Here is a 16,684-nt window from a genome sequence, read left to right as displayed (position 1 = left end):
TTAGTACTGCTCGATCTCTCACACTCAAGGGCGACATGAAGATCACCGGCTACCGCACACTGCGCACCGTCCACGACTGGGGGCGGCCCGTCGGCGACGTCAACGGATTCATCGCATCCGGCGTCACCGACGTCCCTCTGGTGATCCTCGAGACCGACGAGGGCGTCGAGGGCGTCGGCATGGGATCGCACGCCGATCTCGACCGGCTCTTCCCGGCCATCGAGGGGCAGGACCCCCGGGCCGTCACCACTCTCTACGACGCGATGCTCGCGCGGGTCTTCAAGTCGTCGCACGGCGGTGCGACCTTCGGCGGCATCGGCGCCTTCGACACCGCGCTCTGGGACATCAAGGCCAAGCTCGCCGGCGAGCCGCTCTGGCGTCTGCTCGGCGCGGGCGACCGCTTCGTGCCCGGCTACGCCTCCGGCCTCGACGCTGCCTTGACCGACGAGCAGCTCGCCGAGCTCTACCGCCGTTTCGCCGATCGCGGCTACACCGCCGCCAAGCTCAAGGGCGGTCGCAACGTCGAGGCGGATCTGCGTCGCTTCGGCATCCTCACCGACCTCCTCACCGCGAACGGCGCGCCGCCGGCGCTCATGCTCGACGCCAACGAGTCGTGGAACCTCAAGCAGGCCGTCCGCCACGTCGGCGCCCTCGAGGAGCATCTCGACGTCACCTGGGTCGAGGAGCCGCTCCGTCGATGGGATGCCGCGGGCCACGCACGACTGAGCGCGGCCATCAAGGCGTCGGTCGCGACCGGCGAGAACCTCACCGGCCTCGAGCAGTACCGGCCGCTGCTCGACGCCGGTGGCGCCGACATCGTGCAGGCCGGAGCGGTCTGGGGCATCACCCACTTCCTCCGCGTCGCCGTCACCGCGCATAGCCGCGACCTGCCGGTGAGCCCGGTGGGCCTCACTGCGAACCACACGGTCACCGCGGCCGCCGCGGCCGTGCCGAACCATCTCTCCGCCGAGGTGCAGGATCTCGGATCCCCGTTCGGGCTCACGCTCGACCAGGAGTTCGAGAGCGGCGGCATCGTGCTGGGCGACCGACCCGGCGTCGGCATCGACGTCGACGAGGCGCTGATCCTCAAGGCGCGCAGCGACGCCGACTGGCAGGAGCCGGCGGGACCCCACGTGCGCTCTCCGCGCGCCGGTCTGCGCCTGGTCGACAACGGCGCCTGGGGCGAATGATGCAGCTCCGTCCCGGCATCCATCGCATCGTGGCGCCCCTCGGCGAGCGGTTCATCGCGATGTACCTGCTCACCGGTCCCGACGGCGCGCTGCTGTTCGACACCGGCGTCGCCGACTCCGTGCCCGGCACCCTGCTGCCGTACCTCGACGAGATCGGGTTCGATCCGACCGACATCCGCTGGGTGATCAGCTCGCACTGCGACTTCGACCACACCGGCGGCAACGCCGCGTTGGCCGCGATCGCTCCGGGCGCCGAGTTCCTCGCCGGCCGCGCCGATGTGCCGATGACCGAAGACGTCGAGCTGCTCATCTCCGGCCGCTACGGCGAGTTCGCCGCCCGTGACCGTTTCGACGACCCGCCCGAGACCACGGCCGAGGTGCGTCGTTCGACGGGGCTGGTCCCCGTGCACCGGTCTCTCGACGGCGGCGAGACCTTCGACCTCGGCGACCGCCTGATCGAAGTGCTGTCGGTGCCCGGGCACTCGCCGGGTCACCTGGCGCTCCGCGATGCCGAGAACGACACGCTCCTCATCTCCGACGCCGTGCTGGGCGAGACCGTGCCGACAGCCGACGGTCGCGCCGCGTTCCCGCCGACCTACCGCGACACGGTCGCGTATGTCGACAGCATCCGCCGTCTGCGGGCTCTCGACGCCGACCTTCTCCTGACCGCGCACTATCCCGTGTACGAGGGGGCAGCCGTCGGGGAGTTCCTCGATGACTCCCTCGCCTACACCGAGCGCGTCGACCGGGTGATCGAGCAGGTGCTGGCCTCGGGGGTGGAGCTCACCTCGCTCGACCTCATCCACCGCGCCGCCCCCGATCTCGGTCCGTGGCCGGAGGCCGCGGCCGAGTACCTCATCTTCCCGATGACCGGCAACCTCGAGCGACTCGTCGCCCGGGGACGGGTCGTCGAGGGTGAGAGAGACGGCATCCGCACATGGCGGTGGATCGCGTGAGCACGTCGACGGTGGTCGGCAGGAAGGTCCGTCTCGGCGCGATCGGCGCCGGCTGGTGGGCGACCAGCAACCACTTCCCGCTGTTCGCAGCACGCGACGACGTCGAGCTCGTCGGCGTCTGCGGCAAGGGCGACGGCCTCGAGTCCATCCGCGAGAGATTCGGCTTCGCCTTCGCGACCGAGGACGCGACCGAACTGCTGGATGCCGACATCGACGCGGTCGTGATCTCGACCCCGCACGATCTGCACCATCCTCTCGCCGCTCAGGCGCTCGACCGCGGGCTGCACGTGCTGTGCGAGAAGCCGATGACGCTGCACGCCGACGAAGCCTGGGACCTGGCGGCGCGGGCCGAGCGGGCAGGCACCGTCTTCCTCGTCCCCTACGGCTGGAACTACAAGCCGTTCACGGTCGCCGCCAGGCGGATCCTCGAGTCGGGGGCGATCGGCGAGATCCAGTACGCGATGTGCCACATGGCCTCGCCGACGCGCGGGCTCTTCGGCACCGACCCGTCGCACATGCTCGAGCGCTGGAACTCCGACACCGCACCCGACCCGCGCACCTGGTCGAGCCCCGAGAAGGGTGGCGGGTACGCGCACGGGCAGATCACGCATTCCTCGGCCCTGCTTTTCTGGCTCACGGGTCTCCGGGCGGCCTCGGTCGCCGGTCGGGTGATCACCGCCGGTGCGCCGGTCGACCTGTTCGACGCCGGCGTCATCCGCTTCGCAGGCGGCGCGATCGGCTCGCTGTCGGGCGCCGCCACGCTCGCCGACGGCGACAAGTACCAGGTCGACATCCGCCTGTTCGGCACCGAGGGCGTGCTCATGATCGACGTCGAGCGCGAGCGCGTCACGCTCAGCCGCTACGACGGTCGCCGCGAAGAGGTCGCGATCGCGGAGGGCGAGGGCGAGTATGAGTGCCTGATCCCGCCGGCGCGCTTCATCGAGCTGATCACGGGTGCGAGCACCGAGAACAACTCCGATGTCACGGTCGCCGCGCGCTCCGTCGAGCTCATCGACGCGCTGCTGCGGTCGTCCGCCGCCGGCGGCGTCGACACCCCCGTCTGAAACCCCCGCACCCGAGGTAGGTCATGTCCGAAACTCCCCGCAGCATCCTCGACGGCTATCGTGTCATCGACTGCTCGATCGCGATGGCCGGTCCCTTCGCCGCCCAGCGGCTCGGCGATCTCGGCGCCGACGTGATCAAGGTCGAGCCGACCGCCGGCGAGTGGCAGCGCTTCGCCGCGGCCGGCGGAGCGAAGGGCAACGAGATCAACGTCTCGTTCCTCTCCCTCAACCGCAACAAGCGCTCGCTGGCCGTCGACCTCAAATCGGATGCCGGACGCGAGGTCGTCCGCGACCTCATCGCCGGAGCCGACGTCTTCCTGCAGAACTACCGTCCGGGGGTCGCCGCGCGCCTCGGTCTCGACTACGAATCGCTCTCCGCGATCAACCCCTCGCTGGTCTACGTCTCGATGTCGGGCTACGGCGAGGACGGCCCGTACAAGGACCGTCCGGGACAGGACCTCATCCTGCAGGCCATGAGCGGCGCGATGCTGTCCGCCGGACGCGAAGGCGAGCCGCCGTCTCCTGCCGGCCAGTACCTGGCGGATGCCGTGACGGCGTCGACCGCGTTCGAAGCGGTGCTCGCCGCGCTGCTGCACCGGGAGCGCACCGGCGAGGGGCAGCTCGTGACGGTGAACATGCTCGACGCGCTCACGACCCTGCAGATGCAGGAGCTCAGCGTGTACACGGTCGGCGGGGTGCCGCAGCAGCGCGGCACCGAGCCGAACGCGCACGTCTACATCCGTGCGCCCTACGGCATCTTCGCCACCACCGACGGCTACCTCGCGCTCGGGTTCGCCGATCTGGAGAAGCTGGGCGAGGTGCTCGACGAGCCGTCGTTCCGCGGCCTCGACGCCGAGGTGCACGGCTGGACGCACCGCGATGAGCTCTACGCGACGGTCGCGAAGCATCTGCGCGAGCAGCCGACGCAGCACTGGCTCGACACCCTGCTCCCTGCGGGCATGTGGGTCGGACCGGTCTACGGCTATGAGGACCTGGTGAACGATCCCCAGATCATCCACAACGGCACCTTCGTCGAGTACGAGCACCCGACCGAGGGGCACATCAAGACGCCCGGATTCCCGTACCGGTTCGCGAAGACCCCCGCGCGCATCGATCGCGGCGCGCCGCTGACCGGCGAGCACACAGCCGAGATCCTCGCCGAGCTCGGCGTCACGCCGGAGCGCACGCAGGAGCTGCTGGATTCCGGTGCCGTGGCGCAGACCGCGGTGCCGGTGGCGGTGTCGTCGTGACCGACTACGTCGGCCTCACCTGGGATCACCCGCGCGGGCGGAACGCCCTCGACGCGGCATCCGGAGATCTCCGCGACGGCGACACCCTGCGCTGGGAGGTGCAGTCGCTGGAGGGATTCGAGTCCGCGCCGATCGATGAGCTGGCGCGGCACTACGACCTGCTCGTGCTCGATCATCCGCATCTCGGCGATGCGCTCGCGAGCGACGGCATCCGTCCGCTCGACGAGCTCTTCGACGAGGATCAGCTGCGTGCCTGGGCGGATGCCGCCGTCGGGCCGAGCATCGCCTCGTACCGGATGGACGGGCGACTCTGGGCATTGCCGCTGGATGCCGCGACGCAGGTGTCCGCTCGCCGGCGCGACCTCGTCGTCGACGCGCCGCAGACCTGGGACGACGCTCTGGTGCTGGCCGAGCGCGGCCTCGTGGCCACGAGCCTCGCCGGCCCGCACGCGTTCCTCTCACTGTGCTCGATCGCGGTGTCGCTCGGCGACGATCCGGGTCGCGGGTCGGCGCTCTTCGACCACGACATCGCGCTGCGCGCCCTCGACCTGCTCACCCGGCTCTCCGCCAACGCGCCGGAGGGCACGGAGCTGCTGAATCCGATCGGTCTGCTGGACCGTCTGCGCGATCGCGGGGACATCGGGTACATCCCCCTCGTCTACGGGTACGTGACCCACAGCTCGCCGACGCTCGCGTTCGGCCCCGCACCGGCGTTCGCGGGCAGGATCGGCTCGACGATCGGCGGCACCGGCATCGCGGTCACCCGGCGGTCCGAGCCGTCGTCCGCGCTGCTCGCGCATCTGCGGCACCTGCTGAGCGGCGAGGTGCAGACGGGATTCATCCCGCAGCACGACGGACAGCCGGGCCTGCGGGCAGCCTGGACGGATGCCGCGGTCGACGCGGCAGCGCACGGGTTCTACTCGCAGACCCTCTCGACCATCGAGGCCTCGTGGGTGCGACCGCGCGTCGCGGGGTACATCCCGTTCCAGTCCGCGGCATCCGCCGTCGTCCGCGCTGTCGTCGCGGGGGAGCGGTCCGCGGACGGCGCGCTCGGCGAGCTCGAGGAGCGGTTCGCTCCGCTCGCCGGCGCTTCGACAGGCTCAGCGACCCAGGGGGCCGGCGCTTCGACAGGCTCAGCGACCCAGGGGGCCGGCGCTTCGACATCCCTCCAGGAGGTACGACCATGACCGAGGAACTCATCGTCGTCGAGCATCAGGGGCACGTCGCGACCGTGCGGCTCAACCGGCCGCAGAAGCTGAACGCCGTCACGCAGGAGATGAGCGACGCGCTCGTGCGCATCGTCCGCGACCTGAACGACGACCCGGAGGTGCGAGCCGTCGTCTACACCGGAACCGGCCGTGCGTTCAGCGCGGGCAGCGACATCTCGACGCTCGACCAGTACGAGACGCCGTGGGACTTCCGCAACAGGCGCGACTACTGCGATGCCCTGAGGGAGCTCCGCAAGCCCGTGATCGCGGCCGTCAACGGATACGCGTTCGGCGGAGGGCTCGAGGCGTCGCTCACCTGCGACATCCGCATCGCCGCCGACACCGCGAGCTTCGCCGCGCCCGAGATCAAGCTCGGCTGGATCGGCGGCGGCGGGATGTCGGTGCTGCTCGCGAACTCGATCGGCGCGAGCAACGCGGCGCTGATGCTGCTCACCGGCGACCCGATCGACGCGCAGCGCGCACTGGCCTGGGGCCTGATCAGCGAGGTGGTCCCGGCCGACGCGCTGATCGAGCGCGCGCAGGAACTCGCGGCGACGATCGCGTCCCGCCCGCCGATCGCCGCCGAGACGGCCAAGGCGAACCTCCGCGCGGCGTTCAACCTGCCGCAGGACCAGGCCATCGCGTACGAGCGCGAGATGCAGGGCATCACGTTCGCGACCGAGGATGCCGCCGAGGGCCGCGCGGCGTTCGCAGAGAAGCGCCCCGGCGTCTTCCGGCGGCGCTGATGCGCATCTGTCGAGGCGCGGCTGCGGGAACCCCCGGTCACAATTCAGCCAAACCTCGGCCCGTTCGGGCGAACCGCGGCCGAAACCGCTCCTTCGCGCAGATTCTTGCTGAATTGTGAACACCGACCCGCGAACACCGACCGCCCGAATGTGGGAGACGAGGATCAGATGACCGAGAACTGGACCGGGAATGCCGCAGACGTGCTGCCGGCGGATGCCGCGGACGCGCTGCTCGTCGGACGCGTCCAGCTGCCCGAGGGCCCGACCGTGGTCGTGCTCCGCGACGGCCGACTGCATGACCTGTCGGCGACGTTCCCGACCATGGCCTCGCTGACCGAGACGGCCGACCCGGCATCCGCCGTGCGCGCCGCCGACGGTCCCGTCATCGGATCGTTCGACGAGGTCTGGGCGAACACCGCACCGGATGCCCGCGACGACGCGCTTCCGTGGCTGCTGTCGCCGATCGACCTGCAGGTCGTCAAGGCATCCGGGGTCACGTTCCCCGTGTCGATGCTCGAGCGCATCATCGAGGAGCGCGCCCGTGGCGAGGCCGAGTCGGCCGACGGCATCCGCGCCACGATCCTCGACGCGCTGGGCGGCGACATCCGCGACCTCGTGCCGGGGTCGCCCGAGGCCGCGCGCCTCAAGCAGGTGCTCATCGCCGCAGGCCTGTGGAGCCAGTACCTCGAGGTCGGCATCGGACCGGATGCCGAGATCTTCACCAAGGCCCCGGTGCTCGCCACGGTCGGCGCGGGCTCCGACGTCGGCGTGCTCGCCGAATCGAAGTGGAACAACCCCGAGCCCGAGGTCGTGCTCGTGGTCGCGTCGAACGGGGCCATCGTCGGCGCGACCCTCGGCAACGACGTCAACCTCCGCGACATCGAGGGGCGCTCCGCCCTGCTGCTCGGGCGGGCGAAGGACAACAACGCATCGGCATCCGTCGGTCCCTTCATCCGGCTGTTCGACGACCGCTTCGGGCTCGACGACGTGCGCTCCGAGACCGTCACCCTCTCGGTCGACGGCGACGACGGCTTCCGCATGGAGGCGTCGTCGCACATGGCGCAGATCAGCCGCGACCCCGCCGATCTCGCGCGGCAGGCCAGTGGCGCGCACCACGCCTACCCCGATGGCTTCGTGCTGTACTTGGGAACGATGTTCGCCCCCACAGACGACCGCGACGAGCCGGGCCACGGCTTCACGCACCATGTCGGCGACGTCGTGCGCATCGCCTCCCCGCGCCTCGGTGCCCTGGTGAACCGCGTGCAGCACAGCGAAGAACTCGCGCCGTGGAGCTTCGGCATCGGCGCCCTCATGGCCAACCTCGCGCAGCGGGGCCTGCTCGGAAGGACGAGTGCATGACCACCCTCACCACGACCGATCCCCGCACCGGGGCCACGTCGGCCACCGACATCGAGCCCACAGATGCCGCGGGCGTCGCGGCTCTCGCCCAGGCGGCGGCATCCGCGTTCACGGAGCTGCGGTCCCGGCCGCGCGCGTGGCGGGCGGGGCTGCTCCGGGCGCTCGCCGACGGGCTCGAGGCCGACCGCGCCTCGCTCGTGGGAGCGGCGCTGGCCGAGACCGGGCTGCCCGAGGCGCGGCTGAACGGCGAGCTGTCGCGCAGCGCGTTCCAGTTCCGGCTGTTCGCGGATGCCGTCGACGAGGGCGGCTACCTCGAAGCCGTGATCGATCACGCGGGGGACACCCCGCTCGGGCCCGGTCCCGATGTGCGGCGGATGCTCGTGCCCATCGGCCCCGTGGCGGTGTTCGGCGCCAGCAACTTCCCGTTCGCGTTCTCGGTGGTCGGCGGCGACACCGCGTCGGCGCTCGCCGCGGGCTGCCCCGTCGTGATCAAGGCGCACAGCTCGCACCTGGTCACCTCGCAGCGTTCGTTCGACTCGCTGTCGCGGACGGCATCCGCCTACGGTGCGCCCGCGGGCACGCTGGGGATCGTCTACGGCCAGCAGGCCGGATCGCAGCTCGTCGCCGACCCGCGCATCACGGCGGTCGGCTTCACCGGTTCGCTCTCGACCGGAAAGATCCTGCAGAGCATCATCGACGAGCGCGAGACGCCCATCCCGTTCTACGGCGAGCTGTCGAGCCTCAACCCGCTCGTGATCACGCCGGGTGCGGCGGCGGAGCGCACCGCCGCGATCGGAGAGGGACTCTTCACCTCGGTGACGGGTTCGGCGGGGCAGCTCTGCACGAAGCCGGGTGTCGCGTTCGTGCCCGTGGGCGCGGCGGGCGACGCACTCGTCGCCGACGTGGTCGCCCGGGCGACGGATGCTGCGGCGCAGACCCTGCTGAACTCCCGCATCCACGGGGCGTTCGACGAGATCCGCACGCGCCTGATCGCAGAGGGCGGAGCGCGCAGCCTCGTCGCCCCCCGAGCGGGTGAGGACGGGTTCTCGCTGACGCCGGCCGTGCTGGAGATCGATGCGAAGGATGTCACTCCCGCAGTGGCGGAAGAGGCGTTCGGGCCGCTCGTGGTCGTGATGCGGTACTCGACGGTGTCGGAGGTGCGCGACGCGCTCCAGGCCGTGCCGCACTCGCTCACCGCGACGATCCACTCGGCGTCGGATGAGAGCGCCGTGCGCGGAGAGCTGACGGATGCCGCCCGCGACCTGGTCGGCCGCATCGTCTACGACGGCTACCCGACCGGCGTGCGCGTGTCGTGGGGCATGAACCACGGCGGTCCCTGGCCGGCGACCAACACGCAGCACACCTCGGTCGGCGTCACGGCGATCCGACGGTTCCTGCGTCCGCTCGCGTGGCAGGATGCTCCGGTGGATGTCCTCCCGGACGAGCTCCGCGATGGCCCGGTCGACGTGCCGCGCCGGGTCGACGGGGTGCTGCGGCTCGCGGGTTCCTGACGCTTCGACTGGCTCGGCGACCCACGGGTGCTGGCTCAGCGACCCGCGGGTGCTGGCTCAGCGACCCCACGGTCGCTGGATCCCTGAAGCTGCGGTCGTTGGGTCCCTGAGCTTGTCGAAGGGCCAGGCGCGACCTCGCGCAACGAAGGAGATCTCTCGATATGAAGGAGTGAATGCCGCCAGGCCTCCTTCATGTCAAGAGATCTCCTTCATGTCGTGCGGACGTGCGGGCGGGTAGGCGGGCGTAGCGCGCGAGCTCAGCCGAAGACGCCCTCCGGCAGCAGCCCGCGCGCGATGAGAGCGTCCCAGAGCGCGCCGTCGACGTCGACCTCGAGACGCTCGATCCCCTCGGCGACCTGGCGTCCGTCGCGGCATCCGAGCACCACCGACGAGACGGCCGGATGCCGCAGGCTGAACTGCATGGCCGCGGTCGGCAGGTCCGTGCCGAACTCCTCGCAGACGTCGGCGATCGCGTTGGCTCGGGCGATGAGCGCGGGCGGAGCCGGGATGTAGTCGTAGGTCGCATCCGGGGCGACGCGTGGCCGCGCGAGCAGTCCGGAGTTGTAGATGCCGACGTTCACGATGCCGACTCCGTGCGCGAGCGCGGCGGGTAGGAGGTCGGCGAGCGCGGGCTGCTCGAGCAGCGTGTAGCGTCCGGCGAGCATGACGACGTCGATGTCGGTCTCGCGCACGAAGCGGGCAGGCAGGGCGGACTGGTTCATGCCGACGCCGACCGATCGGACGACGCCCTGGTCGCGCAGCTCGATCAGCGCGCCGATGCCCTCCGTCGAAGCCACAGCCCAGTGGTCGTCGGGGTCGTGCAGGTAGACGATGTCGAGGCGGTCGACGCCGAGCCGCTCCAGGCTGGACTCGACGCCGCGGAGGATCGCGTCGCGCGAGAAGTCGAACGCGCGGCGGTAGGCGGCGGGTACCGCGAAGCCCCCGTCGTCGAGCTGTCCTTCGGCATGGTCCTGCGGCACCAGTGTGCGCCCGGCTTTGGTCGACAGCACGTACTCGTCGCGCGGATGCTCGGCGAGCAGCTCGCCCAGACGGCGTTCCGAGTAGCCGAGCCCGTAGTGCGGGGCGGTGTCGAACAGCCGCGAGCCGCCTTCCCAGGCCGTGTCGACGGCGGAGCGCGCCTGCTCGTCGGTCGTGACGCGGCCGAGGTTCCCCAGTTGGGCGCCACCCAGACCGAAGCGGGTGAGGGGGGTTCCGGTACGCAGCCGCACCGTCGGCATCCGCTCTGATGGCTCTTCTTCTCGCACGATGCCAGCGTACCCAGACGTATGATGAATTACCAATGGCTCCCGCAACCCGTGCTCGCGCGACGGTCCGGACGGGGGACAATGGATGCGATGCTCTCCTCGCCGCACGCCCAGCACGCGGCTCCGCGCTCCCCGATCCGCGGTCCCGCTCTGCCCATCGGTGTCGCCGTGACGGCGATCGGGATGCTGTTCTCGATCGCGTCCGCACCGATGGACACGACGGTCGAGCCCTCGTCGATGCCGGAGCCGGTCGCGGTGGTGCAGGTGCCGACGGTGAAGGTCGGGGCGACCGTCGCGGCCGATCCGTGCGCCGAGCCCTCGGTGCTGGAGTCTCTCGCGAGCGGCGACGACGCGGCGACCATCGCCGGTTTCGGCGGAGGCGCGAACTTCCGTGCCGCGGTCGTCGCCGGGAACGCGCCGTGCATCTCTCTCAGCGATCCGTCGCGCCTCTGGGTGGTCGTCAACAAGACGCGACCGCTGGATCCGGTCGAGTTCGAACCCGCGGGGCTGGACTCGGTGCCGCTGCAGATGACGACGCTCTCCGGGCTGGTGCGGTCGGATGTCGCGGTCGCGGTCGGTCAGATGGCGGAGGCGGCCTCGGCGGCCGGCGTCGGAGTCATCGGAGCGAACAACGGCTACCGCTCCTACGGACTGCAGGTGTCGACGTACGATGCGCACGTCCGCGCCGAGGGCCAGGAGGGGGCGGATGCCGGATCGGCGAGACCCGGGCACAGCGAGCACCAGACGGGGCTCGCACTCGATGTGGTCGCGTGCGGCGGGGGGTGCGGAGGGCTCGACGACTTCGGCGCGACGGCGCAGAGCGACTGGGTGGCGGCGCACGCGTGGGAGTACGGGTTCATCGTCCGCTATGAGGGCGTGGGCACTCCGGTGACCGGGTACACGCCGGAGCCGTGGCACCTCCGCTATGTCGGCGTCGACCTCGCAGCCGCCTATCACGCGGGCGGATACCACACGCTCGAGGAGTTCTTCGGGCTGCCGGCGGCGCCCGACTACCTCTACTGAACCGGCGGGACGGCCGACTTTGCGGCATCCCACAAGTGCGGTACCCAGTGCCACCATCTGTGGGATGCATTCTCACAATGACCTGCTGCGCGCGTCGGCATCCGGACATAGAATCGCCGGAGCAATGAGGCACGACACGTTCAGGAGGATCGCATGGAACGCGACATCTACGAAGAGGATCACGAGGCATTCCGCGACCTCGTCAAGGATTTCGTCAAGCGCTACGTCACCAACGCGACGATCGAGAAGTGGGACGCCGACGGCGAGGTCGACCGGGCCACGATGCTGGCGGCGGGTGAGGCCGGGATCATCGGCCTGTCGGTTCCCGAGGAGTTCGGCGGCGCAGGGATGCTGCAGGACTACCGTTTCCGGGCTGTCGTGAACGAAGAGGTCATCGCGGCCGGGGCGGGTTCGCTCGCCGGCGCGTTCGGCATCCAGGACGACCTGGCCGTGCCGTACCTCGTGCACATGGGCACGCAGGAGCAGAAGGAGAAGTGGCTGCCCCGCATGGCCACCGGTGAGGTCGTCGGCGCTCTCGCCATGACCGAGCCCGGCGCCGGATCCGACCTGCGCGGCATCAAGACCACCGCGAAGAAGGTCGACGGCGGCTACATCGTCAACGGCGCGAAGACGTTCATCTCCTCCGGCGCCACCGCCGACCTCGTCGTCACGTTCGTGAAGACCGGCGAGGGCAACCGTCCCGACGCGTTCAGCCTCGTGCTGCTCGAGGACGGCATGGAGGGCTTCGAGCACGGCAAGAAGCTGCACAAGATGGGCTTCCAGGGTCACGACACCGCGGAGCTCTCGTTCACCGACGTGTTCGTGCCTGAGGAGAACCTCATCGGCGGCGTCGAGGGCAAGGGCTTCGTGCAGCTCATGATGAACCTGCCGCTCGAGCGTCTGTCGATCGGCGTCGCCGGAGCCGCAGCGGCGCAGGCCGCGCTCGACTGGACGGTCGCCTACACCAAGGACCGCGAGGCCTTCGGAGAGCGGATCATCGACTTCCAGAACACCCGCTTCAAGATCGCCGACATGGCGACCACGGTCGACGCGCTCTGGGCCTACGTCGACCGCGCGCTGCTCGCCTACTCGAAGGGCAAGCTCTCGGCCGAAGAGGCCGCGAAGGTCAAGTTCTGGGCGACCGAGCGCGAGTGGGAGGTCCTCGACACCGGTGTGCAGCTGCACGGCGGCTACGGCTACATCACGGAGTACCCGATCGCCCGCGCCTTCCTCGACGCCCGCGTGCACCGCATCTACGGCGGCACGAACGAGATCATGCGCGAGATCGTCGGGCGGCAGATCGCGGGGAAGCGGTAAGGAGTGCGCTGATCGCGCCGCGTCGACGGCGCGCTAATGTGTGGGCATGATCACGCCCTCGTCGACGATGCCGGACTAGGCGGATGTCGGAAGTCGCGACGAGCATTCTCGCGAACCTCATCGTCGGTCCTCTCGCCTTCGTCGGCGGCATCCTGATCGTCCGGTTCCGCAAGCCATTGAACGCCCTCGTCTTCCGGCAGCAGGAAGCGATGCTCGGTCGCCGGATGGCGCAGATGTCCGCCGGAAGGCAGCAGCCTTGGGTACTGGGCGTCGTCGGGTCGGTCGTGATGCTGATGGGCGTGATCATGGTGTCGGGTGCGATCGTCGCGATCATTCGGGACGGCGTCTTCCCGGGGCAGAGCTCCGGGCCGGAGCCGGTTTCGACGAGCAACCCGGCATTCGCGACGATGGTGCCGTTCTCCCTCGTCGGTGTGATCGCGACCACGGCGGGTTTCGCACTGTGGAGATTCCGTCGCGGCGTCTACGACTTCGTCGACCGGCGGGCGCGGGCGGTGCGGGGAGTGAGCGAGGTGAACGAGTTCGCGCGTGAGCATCGGCCGTTCTGGATCGGACTCGCGGGCGTCGTCGTGCTTGTGATCGGGGTCGTGGTGTTGGTGGGCGGTGTCGTCACGGTCCTGGGAGCGATGGCATGAATGTGCGCGCGAACGCGGGGATGATGAGATGACCTACGAGAACTACATCGTGATCGCTGTCGGGATCATCGCGCTCATCTGTGGACCGCTGATCATTCGGAACCGGGTGAAGATCTTCGATTTCTTCTCGGTCACCCTTCGCGAACTCAGCGCTGCGCCGGGGCGCGCCGCTGTCAAGGGGTCGAGCCCGTTCTGGGTCGGCTTCACGGGCGCGGGGCTCACGTTCATCGGCGTCGTCGCGTTCTTCGCCGGCATCTTCGCGCGGGAGTTGTAGGCAGTGAGTGGTTTTGCTCTCACGAGCCTCGTGACGGGGATCGTCGTCCTGGTCTTCGGAGTGCTCCTTCTCTCGCTGCGTGGCCGCGCGCTGAGCTTCGTGCGTCAGCGGTTCGCGAGTGTCTACCGGGAAGACGGTGTTCCGGAAACGGAGATCGCCGGTCGATTCCCGAAGATGGCCGCGGTCGTGATCGTCGGGTCGGGGTTCGTCGCGTTCGGTGCGGCGCTCGTCCTGGTGGGGCTGTTCAGTGCGCGGTGAGAGGAATCGAGATGGCTGACGAAGTCGTGACGCTGGAGTTGACGAGTGCCGAGGCGCTCGTGTTCTTCGACTGGCTGGCGCGCGCGAACGACTCCGATGTTCTCTCGGCGGATGACGCGGAGCACCGGGTCCTCTGGGATCTGGAGTCGCAGTTGGAGACGAAGATCGACGTGGTGTTCGCCCCCGACTATTCGGAGCGCGTAGACGAAGCGAAGCGGGTCGTCTCGGGTCCGGAGGATGACGCGTGAAGAAGTCTCTCAGCGGCCTCGGGCTGCTCTTGTTTCTGTTCATTCGTCCGAGCTACGAACGGAGGAGCGCGGATGAGTCCTGACCCGGGGCCGCTGAACGCTGGCTTCAGCGCACCCCTCGCTCCGATCCTGACGATTGCTCGTAACTTCGCCATCGGGACATATGCCGTCCTCGGAATCTTCTGCCTGCTCGTCCTTCCGCTCGGCTGGGCGCCGATGCCGAACGCTCTCCTCCCTCTCCTCCTGGGCACGGCGCTGATCACCGGATCGATGGTCATGGCCTTCCGACGGGTGCCTCTGGTCAGGCGCGCAGACAAGGCGGCAGCGGCCGGAGGCGCCCGGAGCAGCTTCGCATTCCTGCAGGCGCAGTTCCCCGGCGATGCCCGTCGTGCGGGCGACTCGTCGGCTCCCGGTTTCGTCCTCGTCTGGGACGATCGCCTCGAGATCGACCTTCGCCGGGAATCGCTCGGCGCCGGGGCCCCGCGCGAGCGGCGCAGCATCCGCTTCGATGAGATCAGCGATGTCTTCGCGCGCGAGGCGACCAGCATGTCGTACCGGAAGCTCGCCATCCTGCTGATCTCCGGTGAGGAGATCCTCTTCACCCTGGCACCGAGGAGCGGGTCGGGCCTGCGCGGCCCGAGCGACGAGGAGACGGAGGGCGCGATCGCGGAGCTGCGCACCTGGCTGGTGAGCTGAGCCCATGGACAGTGTCCGTCCGTCCCGCGCGTGGATCGACTGCATTGCCCTCCTCGCTCCTGTCGATCCTCGAAGACCATGTCTCGCGCGGCGCGGTCCCGGGTGCCATCGGCGTCAGCGGCTCGCCTGACGGACGGGTGGAGGTCGTCACGGCTGATGATCTGCCGGAAGATGCGATCGTGCGTATCCACGGCGTGCCTCCTTCTCTCCCGCCTGTCGTTGCCTCTTCACGCTTCCCGTGAAATGCCGATATTGAATCGAACATAGCTTCGAATGTCGGGTGTTTCGCGGGTAAACTGCGGGTATGTCGAAGCTCCCTGGCTTGATCGAGGCGGTCACCCGCCTCGATCAGTTGTGGGCCGATGCGGATGACGCGACAGGGCTGTCGCGGGAACAGCTGATCGCCGTCAACGACGCGATCGGGGTGCTGCGACGCCAGGCGGATGCCGCGCATGCGGATGTCGCCGCGCGGATCGCGCACGAGTCGCGGCGTGAGCTCGGGGCGGGGAGTCTCGCGAAGGAGCAGGGCTATCGGACGGCGGCGAAACTGCTCGCCGCGACCGGCGGGGTGTCGACCGGGGATGCGAAACGCCTGGTGAAGGTCGGGGAAGCGACCGCGCCCCGGACGGACCTGCTGGGGACGAAGCTGCCCGCCCGGTATGCACTGTTGCGTGGGGCGCTCGCGTCGGGAGAACTCAGCGTGCAAGCGGCCGCACTCATCGTCGCGCTGTTGGACCGGTGTCGGGTGGTGGCCGGGGCGGAGCGGATCGGCCTGGCGGAGCGGCTGCTGGCGAAGCGGTGTGCCGGGTTGGCGTTGGAGGATGTCCGCAAGCTGATCGCCCGGGCGGAAGCCTGGATGGACCCCGACGGTGTGGAACCGAAGGATGAGGAACGCCGGGCGAGACGGTCGTTGACGATGGTCGAGCGGGAAGGGATGGTGCACCTGAACGCGGTCCTCGATGCGGAGACCGCCGCCCCGATCGTGACTGCGATCCGTGGCTACGTGTCTGCGGCGTTCGCTGCCCGCAACGATGCGCCAGACCCGGATGCTCCGGATGCCGACCGACGCACCGTGGCGATGCTGCAGGCGGATGCGCTGGCGGTGTTCTGTGCGCATGTTCTCGGGTGTGAGTCTCGGGTCCCGCTCGCCGGTGCCACGGTCGTGGTCCGGTTGACGCTTGACGACCTGCAGTCCGGGTCGGGGTCAGCGACGATCGACGGGATGGATCACCCGGTGAACATCGGCGCCGCGAGACGCATGGCCGGCAGTGGGGGGATCATCCCGTGGGTGTGTGGTGGTGGGAGCGAGATCCTGGACTGGGGGCGGGAGAAACGATTGTTCACCCGCGCCCAACGCCTCGCCCTGGCCGAACGCGACGGCGGGTGCGCGATGTGCGGCCTGCCACCGGGGATGACGAAAGCGCACCACATCCGATGGTGGACGAGAGACCACGGCCCCACCGACCTCGACAACGGAGTGCTGTTGTGTGAGACGTGCCACCACCGGATCCATGACAACGGATGGGACATCCGCATCGACGGAACGGGCGTCGCCGCGAGAGTGTGGTTCATCCCGCCCGCGTACGTCGACCCCGCCCGCACACCTCGCACCGGCGGCCGCTATCGCTTCGACATCGCCGCATGAACGACGAGTCAGGCCGCAAGA

At 69.6% G+C, this 16,684-nt stretch carries 17 protein-coding genes; 16 read left to right on the top strand and 1 reads right to left on the bottom strand.

The genetic code is table 11. The annotated features are described in order from the left end of the window. Positions 1 to 35: 35 nt before the first annotated feature. The 8 genes from MRBLWH11_RS02255 to MRBLWH11_RS02220 all read left to right on the top strand — a co-directional run bounded on the left by MRBLWH11_RS02255 (position 36) and on the right by MRBLWH11_RS02220 (position 9,284). Positions 36 to 1,190, top strand: a complete 1,155-nt coding sequence (locus tag MRBLWH11_RS02255; protein ID WP_341946515.1) for a mandelate racemase/muconate lactonizing enzyme family protein — start codon at positions 36 to 38, stop codon at positions 1,188 to 1,190. After that, positions 1,187 to 2,146, top strand: coding sequence for an MBL fold metallo-hydrolase (locus MRBLWH11_RS02250; RefSeq protein WP_341946514.1), 960 nt, complete (start codon positions 1,187 to 1,189; stop codon positions 2,144 to 2,146). Before MRBLWH11_RS02255 ends, MRBLWH11_RS02250 begins: the two co-directional genes overlap by 4 nt. Next, positions 2,143 to 3,210, top strand: coding sequence for a Gfo/Idh/MocA family oxidoreductase (locus MRBLWH11_RS02245; protein WP_341946513.1), 1,068 nt, complete (start codon positions 2,143 to 2,145; stop codon positions 3,208 to 3,210). Before MRBLWH11_RS02250 ends, MRBLWH11_RS02245 begins: the two co-directional genes overlap by 4 nt. A 23-nt stretch (positions 3,211 to 3,233) precedes the next feature. Continuing rightward, a complete protein-coding gene (locus MRBLWH11_RS02240) occupies positions 3,234 to 4,460 on the top strand; it encodes a CoA transferase (RefSeq protein WP_116634101.1) in 1,227 nt (408 codons plus the stop codon). After that, positions 4,457 to 5,647, top strand: a complete 1,191-nt coding sequence (locus tag MRBLWH11_RS02235; RefSeq protein ID WP_341946512.1) for a hypothetical protein — start codon at positions 4,457 to 4,459, stop codon at positions 5,645 to 5,647. The genes MRBLWH11_RS02240 and MRBLWH11_RS02235 overlap by 4 nt, the downstream gene beginning before the upstream one ends. Continuing rightward, a complete protein-coding gene (locus MRBLWH11_RS02230) occupies positions 5,644 to 6,414 on the top strand; it encodes an enoyl-CoA hydratase/isomerase family protein (RefSeq protein ID WP_341946511.1) in 771 nt (256 codons plus the stop codon). Before MRBLWH11_RS02235 ends, MRBLWH11_RS02230 begins: the two co-directional genes overlap by 4 nt. A gap of 168 nt (positions 6,415 to 6,582) precedes the next feature. Beyond that, complete coding sequence (locus tag MRBLWH11_RS02225; protein ID WP_341946510.1) at positions 6,583 to 7,773, top strand: fumarylacetoacetate hydrolase family protein; 1,191 nt, start codon at positions 6,583 to 6,585, stop codon at positions 7,771 to 7,773. Next, positions 7,770 to 9,284: an aldehyde dehydrogenase (NADP(+)) gene (locus tag MRBLWH11_RS02220; RefSeq protein ID WP_341946509.1), complete on the top strand. Its 1,515-nt coding sequence runs from the start codon at positions 7,770 to 7,772 to the stop codon at positions 9,282 to 9,284. The genes MRBLWH11_RS02225 and MRBLWH11_RS02220 overlap by 4 nt, the downstream gene beginning before the upstream one ends. Before the next feature lie 257 nt (positions 9,285 to 9,541). Here MRBLWH11_RS02220 and MRBLWH11_RS02215 read toward each other — a convergent pair whose 3' ends face one another. Then, a complete protein-coding gene (locus MRBLWH11_RS02215; protein ID WP_341946508.1) occupies positions 9,542 to 10,549 on the bottom strand; it encodes an aldo/keto reductase in 1,008 nt (335 codons plus the stop codon). A gap of 90 nt (positions 10,550 to 10,639) precedes the next feature. On the opposite strand from MRBLWH11_RS02215, the gene MRBLWH11_RS02210 reads away from it, so the two are divergent. The 8 genes from MRBLWH11_RS02210 to MRBLWH11_RS02175 all read left to right on the top strand — a co-directional run bounded on the left by MRBLWH11_RS02210 (position 10,640) and on the right by MRBLWH11_RS02175 (position 16,663). Next, positions 10,640 to 11,572 carry a M15 family metallopeptidase gene (locus MRBLWH11_RS02210; protein WP_116634106.1) on the top strand — a complete coding sequence of 311 codons (933 nt, stop codon included), beginning with the start codon at positions 10,640 to 10,642 and terminating at the stop codon, positions 11,570 to 11,572. Between the two features lie 153 nt (positions 11,573 to 11,725). Beyond that, positions 11,726 to 12,889, top strand: a complete 1,164-nt coding sequence (locus MRBLWH11_RS02205; RefSeq protein WP_116634107.1) for an acyl-CoA dehydrogenase family protein — start codon at positions 11,726 to 11,728, stop codon at positions 12,887 to 12,889. Between the two features lie 83 nt (positions 12,890 to 12,972). Next, on the top strand, positions 12,973 to 13,542 hold the full coding sequence (locus MRBLWH11_RS02200; protein WP_341946507.1) for a hypothetical protein: 570 nt from the start codon (positions 12,973 to 12,975) through the stop codon (positions 13,540 to 13,542). Positions 13,543 to 13,570: 28 nt separating this feature from the next. Further along, positions 13,571 to 13,816, top strand: a complete 246-nt coding sequence (locus MRBLWH11_RS02195; protein ID WP_341946506.1) for a hypothetical protein — start codon at positions 13,571 to 13,573, stop codon at positions 13,814 to 13,816. Positions 13,817 to 13,819: 3 nt separating this feature from the next. Beyond that, on the top strand, positions 13,820 to 14,074 hold the full coding sequence (locus tag MRBLWH11_RS02190) for a hypothetical protein (RefSeq protein ID WP_341946505.1): 255 nt from the start codon (positions 13,820 to 13,822) through the stop codon (positions 14,072 to 14,074). 11 nt (positions 14,075 to 14,085) lie between these two features. Beyond that, complete coding sequence (locus MRBLWH11_RS02185; RefSeq protein ID WP_341946504.1) at positions 14,086 to 14,322, top strand: hypothetical protein; 237 nt, start codon at positions 14,086 to 14,088, stop codon at positions 14,320 to 14,322. Positions 14,323 to 14,394: 72 nt separating this feature from the next. Next, a complete protein-coding gene (locus tag MRBLWH11_RS02180; protein WP_341946503.1) occupies positions 14,395 to 15,018 on the top strand; it encodes a hypothetical protein in 624 nt (207 codons plus the stop codon). A gap of 304 nt (positions 15,019 to 15,322) precedes the next feature. After that, positions 15,323 to 16,663: a DUF222 domain-containing protein gene (locus tag MRBLWH11_RS02175; RefSeq protein ID WP_341946502.1), complete on the top strand. Its 1,341-nt coding sequence runs from the start codon at positions 15,323 to 15,325 to the stop codon at positions 16,661 to 16,663. Positions 16,664 to 16,684: the final 21 nt, after the last annotated feature.

It is taken from the genome of Microbacterium sp. LWH11-1.2 (assembly GCF_038397745.1).
Taxonomy (GTDB): domain Bacteria; phylum Actinomycetota; class Actinomycetes; order Actinomycetales; family Microbacteriaceae; genus Microbacterium.
The sequence above is the reverse complement of the archived record's forward strand: the minus strand, read 5'-3'. Positions and strand labels throughout refer to the sequence as shown.

What these genes read in the sequence shown, in the direction of transcription:
- MRBLWH11_RS02200 (WP_341946507.1), top strand. Translation starts at nt 12,973, where the DNA reads ATGTCGGAAGTCGCGACGAGCATTCTCGCGAACCTCATCGTCGGTCCT.
- MRBLWH11_RS02205 (WP_116634107.1), top strand. Translation starts at nt 11,726, where the DNA reads ATGGAACGCGACATCTACGAAGAGGATCACGAGGCATTCCGCGACCTC.
- MRBLWH11_RS02185 (WP_341946504.1), top strand. Translation starts at nt 14,086, where the DNA reads ATGGCTGACGAAGTCGTGACGCTGGAGTTGACGAGTGCCGAGGCGCTC.
- MRBLWH11_RS02220 (WP_341946509.1), top strand. Translation starts at nt 7,770, where the DNA reads ATGACCACCCTCACCACGACCGATCCCCGCACCGGGGCCACGTCGGCC.
- MRBLWH11_RS02180 (WP_341946503.1), top strand. Translation starts at nt 14,395, where the DNA reads ATGAGTCCTGACCCGGGGCCGCTGAACGCTGGCTTCAGCGCACCCCTC.
- MRBLWH11_RS02240 (WP_116634101.1), top strand. Translation starts at nt 3,234, where the DNA reads ATGTCCGAAACTCCCCGCAGCATCCTCGACGGCTATCGTGTCATCGAC.
- MRBLWH11_RS02230 (WP_341946511.1), top strand. Translation starts at nt 5,644, where the DNA reads ATGACCGAGGAACTCATCGTCGTCGAGCATCAGGGGCACGTCGCGACC.
- MRBLWH11_RS02210 (WP_116634106.1), top strand. Translation starts at nt 10,640, where the DNA reads ATGCTCTCCTCGCCGCACGCCCAGCACGCGGCTCCGCGCTCCCCGATC.
- MRBLWH11_RS02225 (WP_341946510.1), top strand. Translation starts at nt 6,583, where the DNA reads ATGACCGAGAACTGGACCGGGAATGCCGCAGACGTGCTGCCGGCGGAT.
- MRBLWH11_RS02255 (WP_341946515.1), top strand. Translation starts at nt 36, where the DNA reads ATGAAGATCACCGGCTACCGCACACTGCGCACCGTCCACGACTGGGGG.
- MRBLWH11_RS02250 (WP_341946514.1), top strand. Translation starts at nt 1,187, where the DNA reads ATGATGCAGCTCCGTCCCGGCATCCATCGCATCGTGGCGCCCCTCGGC.
- MRBLWH11_RS02175 (WP_341946502.1), top strand. Translation starts at nt 15,323, where the DNA reads ATGTCGAAGCTCCCTGGCTTGATCGAGGCGGTCACCCGCCTCGATCAG.
- MRBLWH11_RS02195 (WP_341946506.1), top strand. Translation starts at nt 13,571, where the DNA reads ATGACCTACGAGAACTACATCGTGATCGCTGTCGGGATCATCGCGCTC.